General features: G+C 44.1%; 6 protein-coding genes and 2 pseudogenes. 5 read left to right on the top strand and 3 right to left on the bottom strand.

Going from position 1 to position 4,577, the window contains the following annotated elements:
- From ACJHYR_RS26955 to sul3, 4 genes and pseudogenes are all read left to right on the top strand, one after another.
- Positions 1 to 78 (top strand): annotated as a pseudogene (locus ACJHYR_RS26955) (IS6 family transposase); the annotation flags it as partial.
- A gap of 230 nt (positions 79 to 308) precedes the next feature.
- Positions 309 to 1,172, top strand: a complete 864-nt coding sequence (locus ACJHYR_RS26950; RefSeq protein WP_000612791.1) for an SDR family oxidoreductase — start codon at positions 309 to 311, stop codon at positions 1,170 to 1,172.
- A 37-nt stretch (positions 1,173 to 1,209) separates the two neighbouring features.
- Positions 1,210 to 1,455, top strand: a complete 246-nt coding sequence (locus ACJHYR_RS26945) for a GrpB family protein (RefSeq protein WP_001354008.1) — start codon at positions 1,210 to 1,212, stop codon at positions 1,453 to 1,455.
- 468 nt (positions 1,456 to 1,923) lie between these two features.
- Positions 1,924 to 2,715 (top strand): sulfonamide-resistant dihydropteroate synthase Sul3, encoded by a 792-nt coding sequence (gene sul3 / locus ACJHYR_RS26940; protein WP_000034420.1) that lies wholly within the window; start codon positions 1,924 to 1,926, stop codon positions 2,713 to 2,715.
- A gap of 2 nt (positions 2,716 to 2,717) precedes the next feature.
- Here the strand turns inward: sul3 and ACJHYR_RS26935 are convergent, their stop codons facing one another.
- The gene (locus ACJHYR_RS26935; protein WP_109023896.1) at positions 2,718 to 2,993 is read right to left on the bottom strand and encodes a hypothetical protein; all 276 of its coding nucleotides are present in this window, start codon (positions 2,991 to 2,993) and stop codon (positions 2,718 to 2,720) included.
- 22 nt (positions 2,994 to 3,015) lie between these two features.
- On the opposite strand from ACJHYR_RS26935, the gene ACJHYR_RS26930 reads away from it, so the two are divergent.
- Positions 3,016 to 3,648 (top strand): IS256 family transposase, encoded by a 633-nt coding sequence (locus ACJHYR_RS26930; protein WP_020802982.1) that lies wholly within the window; start codon positions 3,016 to 3,018, stop codon positions 3,646 to 3,648.
- Between the two features lie 246 nt (positions 3,649 to 3,894).
- On the opposite strand, the gene qac is transcribed toward ACJHYR_RS26930, so the two are convergent.
- Positions 3,895 to 4,227: a quaternary ammonium compound efflux SMR transporter QacL gene (gene qac, locus ACJHYR_RS26925; RefSeq protein ID WP_000800531.1), complete on the bottom strand. Its 333-nt coding sequence runs from the start codon at positions 4,225 to 4,227 to the stop codon at positions 3,895 to 3,897.
- A gap of 122 nt (positions 4,228 to 4,349) precedes the next feature.
- A pseudogene (locus tag ACJHYR_RS26920) lies at positions 4,350 to 4,577 on the bottom strand (aminoglycoside adenylyltransferase domain-containing protein); the annotation flags it as partial.

The raw sequence follows: 4,577 nt of genomic DNA, 5'->3' as shown, positions 1-4,577 counted from the left end.
AAAGGCCAGGCCTCAGCATTTTATTATGGTGATCCCCTGGGCGAAATGCGCCTGGTAAGCAGAGTTTTTGAAATGTAAGGCCTTTGAATAAGACAAAAGGCTGCCTCATCGATAACTTTGCAACAGTGCCGACAAAGTAACAATGAAACCGCAAGTGGACTGAAAAAAGGACCGGGTTGATGATAATTTGTAGTGGTGAGCTTCTGGGAGTACAAAACAAAGTGCTCAAAATTGTCGGGCTCATGGCGTTTAACGGTATTAATTTCGCTTATAATAATCTTTCTATAATAGCCTAAAGGAGAATATCTATGATACCTAATAGCGAAAATAAAAGAGTATGGTTTATTACCGGAGCAAGCAAGGGGCTTGGCTATGCTTTTACATGCGCCGCCTTGAAAGCCGGGGATAAAGTTGTTGCAGTTGCAAGGACTATCGATAATTTGGCGAAGCTAGAAGAAACATATCAAGAGAGCTTACTGCCATTAAACCTCGATGTTACAGATAGGGAGGCTGTTTTTTCTACGGTTGAAACAGCAGTTAAACATTTCGGTAGGCTTGATATTGTTGTTAATAATGCGGGTATCATGACTATGGGTATGATTGAAGAACTAAACGAATCCGATGCTCGGAAACTAATGGACACAAACTTTTTTGGAGCTCTTTGGGTTTGTCAGGCAGTGATGCCCTATTTGAGGTCGCAGCGTTCTGGACATATCATACAGATTACAAGCATTGGCGCTATTATCTCGGGTCCGATGTCTGGTATTTACAGTGCAAGTAAATTTGCGCTGGAAGGAATGAGTGAAGCCTTAGCAAAAGAAGCGGAACATTTCGGAGTGAAACTCACTATGGTGGAACCAGGAGGATATTGGACAGATTTATACACTTCGATGAGTTACAGCAATCCATTAGATTCATACGGTACACTGCGCGATGAGCTGGCGAAACAGTATTCCGAAGATTCGGTCGATAGTGATCCTTCCTTGGCAGCGGAAGCCCTTATGAAATTAGTAGCCAGCAATAATCCGCCTTTGAGGCTTATCCTTGGCAGCATGGTATACGATTTGGCGATGGATACCTTAAAAGCACGGATGGCTACCTGGGAAGAATGGGAAGCTGTTAGCCGTGCATCAGAAAAGGCTATTCCTGCACCGGAGAGATATGGAGTATAATACCAAACATGGTTTTTGAGGCAAGGACGAAACTATCATGAAAATTGAAATTATGGAATATAACCCGGATTGGACAAAGAATTTTGAAGAAGAGAAAATAAAATTGCTCCATTTTTTCGGTTCTCATGCCGTAGCCATTGAACATATCGGAAGCACGGCGATACCCAATCAACGGGCGAAACCGGTTATAGATATATTTATTGGCGTTTCGCCTTTTGCTGAACTACCTTTTATCAGCGCATTTTTAATGCAAAGGAGTATCACCACACTCCGACAGATATGACAGGCAGATATTTGTTTGCAAAATATACAAATGAAGTTTGGACCCATAATCTTCTTGCTTTGGTGTAGGTATAATACCCAAAAACGAAGTTTATGCGGAACAGGATAACACCTCGAAATCGGAGTTTATATGGCTTCGTGGGGGAGTTATGTGTTTGAGCTTTGTCGCATTAACGCGAATCAGGGGTTGACGGCAGAAATAGACTGGAATTACACTTCTTGGAGTCGGCGTTGCCGGAAAATTCTGATTGGATTAGTTGTTCGGGGTGCGAAAACAGTCGTAGTTCGGGGAAAAAACCGAATTTTGACCCAAAACCGCGAAAAACTCGAAATGACAGTTCCTATCAGTTTTCATAATGAATTAAAACAAAAAAATTAGGCTGCAAAGATAGGGAAAATGTGTCAATTTGCGTAAGTGATAATTAGTCAATTAAGATAAATGCTACTTTTGTAATCAAAGCAAAATGATATGAGCAAGATTTTTGGAATCGTAAATATAACCACCGATAGTTTTTCCGATGGAGGACTTTATTTAGATACAGATAAGGCAATTGAGCATGCTCTGCATTTGGTTGAAGATGGAGCAGATGTGATTGATTTGGGAGCCGCTTCCAGTAATCCTGATACAACTGAAGTGGGCGTTGTGGAAGAAATCAAAAGACTCAAACCTGTCATTAAGGCTTTAAAAGAAAAAGGCATTTCTATTTCTGTTGATACATTTAAACCTGAGGTTCAGAGTTTTTGCATAGAACAAAAGGTTGATTTTATTAATGATATTCAAGGTTTTCCTTATCCTGAGATTTATTCAGGCTTGGCAAAGTCAGATTGCAAACTTGTGTTGATGCACTCCGTTCAGCGAATTGGTGCAGCTACTAAAGTTGAAACGAATCCGGAAGAGGTTTTTACTTCCATGATGGAATTTTTTAAAGAAAGAATTGCTGCTTTAGTTGAGGCTGGTGTAAAGCGTGAACGAATTATTCTTGATCCGGGTATGGGCTTCTTTTTAGGCTCTAATCCAGAAACATCTATTCTTGTTTTGAAGCGTTTCCCTGAAATTCAAGAAGCTTTTAATTTGCAAGTAATGATTGCAGTGTCACGGAAATCATTCTTAGGTAAAATAACTGGAACCGATGTGAAATCTCGTTTAGCACCAACTCTTGCAGCAGAAATGTATGCATACAAAAAAGGTGCAGATTATCTCCGCACCCATGATGTTAAGTCTTTATCAGATGCCTTGAAAATATCCAAAGCCCTAGGTTAGTTTTATTTTTTTAGCTTTCTAAATGAATATGCTATACTTGCTCTGAAGTTGTGTTGGCGTACTTGACTTAGGTCTGGATCTTTCGAACTGTTACTAAGAGGGTAATCATAGCCAAACATAAACTGGAAATGTCCTAATTCTAAACCTGTTCCAATACCTACACTATAATCAAGAGGACTTAAACTTCCATCACTTCCAAAAGGTTTTGTGTACTTCTCTTGAGTTTTCGTAGCTAAATAGTAGTGTTTGTTGGTAAATCCAAATAATCCAATATTCAATCTTGCGACCGGGAAAGTCCTCTTGAAAGTACCACAAGTTCGCGGGATGGAGTTTTATCCCAGCTGCATCGAGAAAGGCATGCGCAGTGAGCGTGCTCTCAAGCTCGCCATCGCCGAAATGTATGTCAAAGGAGTAAGTACCCGCAGGGTCTCGGATATCGTCGAAATTCTTTGTGGCACCGAAGTCAGCTCGTCCCAGGTCAGCAGGCTGGCAAAGGAGCTCGATGAAGAGATTACGTCTTGGAAGGCGCAGCCTGTCGGACAGATTCAATACTTGGTACTTGATGCGACCTATGAATCGGTTCGCGTCGGTTCCCATGTGGTCAAGCAGGCGCTTCTAGTGGCTATTGGCGTTGATTACAGCGGGAATCGGCATATTCTTGACGCCGAAGTCGCGAACAGTGAGGCAGAGGTAAACTGGCGTTCCTTTCTCGAGGGTCTCGTACGACGAGGGATGCACGGCCTGCGAATGATCACCAGTGATGACCACTCAGGACTGCGCGCGGCAATCGATGCTGTCTTCCCTGGAATTCTGTGGCAACGCTGCCAGTTTCATCTGCAGCAGAATGCCCACTCCTACGTCACGAAAAAAGATGAGATCCCGCTGATAGCCGCTGATATTCGGAAGGTGTTCAATCGGAATATGTCAAGATAGTTTATGCCAGATTTTTGAGAGGTTTGCATCAAGCAGCCTTCGAAAGAGGACGGCATGACATTGAGACCGGCAAGGCGTCGTAGATACGCACTTTCCCAGTACGCCACCGTAAGGGGTTTTTCTCTTTGGCAGCAAGAATGGTTTGGTTTCTTTTTTCCTCGGCGCCGTAGGCGTCCGACTAACACCTGAATTAAGCCGCGCCGCGAAGCGGCGTCGGCTTGAATGAACTGTTAGATGCCAGCCCGATCAATGTGCGCTGACCTTGGATAGCAGATTTAGAACGGCGACGCCACTAACGATAAGTCCCATGCCAACGAACGCCCACAAGTCTAGTTTCTGGCCATGGAAGATCCAAGCGATAGCTGCCACAAGTACGATGCCGAGGCCAGCCCAAACAGCATAAGCAATGCCGACCGGGATGGACTTGAGTGCGAGAGAGAGGAAATAGAACGCAAGCCCGTAGCCAGCCACAACTACAACAGAAGGAACTAACTTGGTGAATCCATGGCTGGACTTCAGTGCGGAAGTTGCGACGACCTCACCAAATATTGCAATAGCCAGAAAGAGCCAGTTCTTCACGTGCAATCTCCTCTACGGTATGAAGGATAAATAGTGGTGGCTATGAGTTGCCAAAAACAGTCTTGCGGCTGTCGATTTTCTGTGAGCATACGCAACGCCAAATCTGGCATCTAACGCTTGAGTTAAGCCGCGCCGCGAAGCGGCGTCGGCTTGAACGAATTGTTAGACATTATTTGCCGACTACCTTGGTGATCTCGCCTTTCACGTAGTGAACAAATTCTTCCAACTGATCTGCGCGGGAGGCCAAGCGATCTTCTTCTTGTCCAAGATAAGCCTGTCTAGCTTCAAGTATGACGGGCTGATACTGGGCCGGCAGGCGCTCCATTGCCCAGTCGGCAGCGACATCCTTC

Source organism: Escherichia sp. WS1450 (assembly GCF_046487395.1).
GTDB classification, from domain to species: Bacteria; Pseudomonadota; Gammaproteobacteria; order Enterobacterales; family Enterobacteriaceae; genus Escherichia; species Escherichia coli.
Note: the sequence above shows the minus strand (reverse complement) of the source record. Positions and strands in the feature narration are given on the sequence as shown.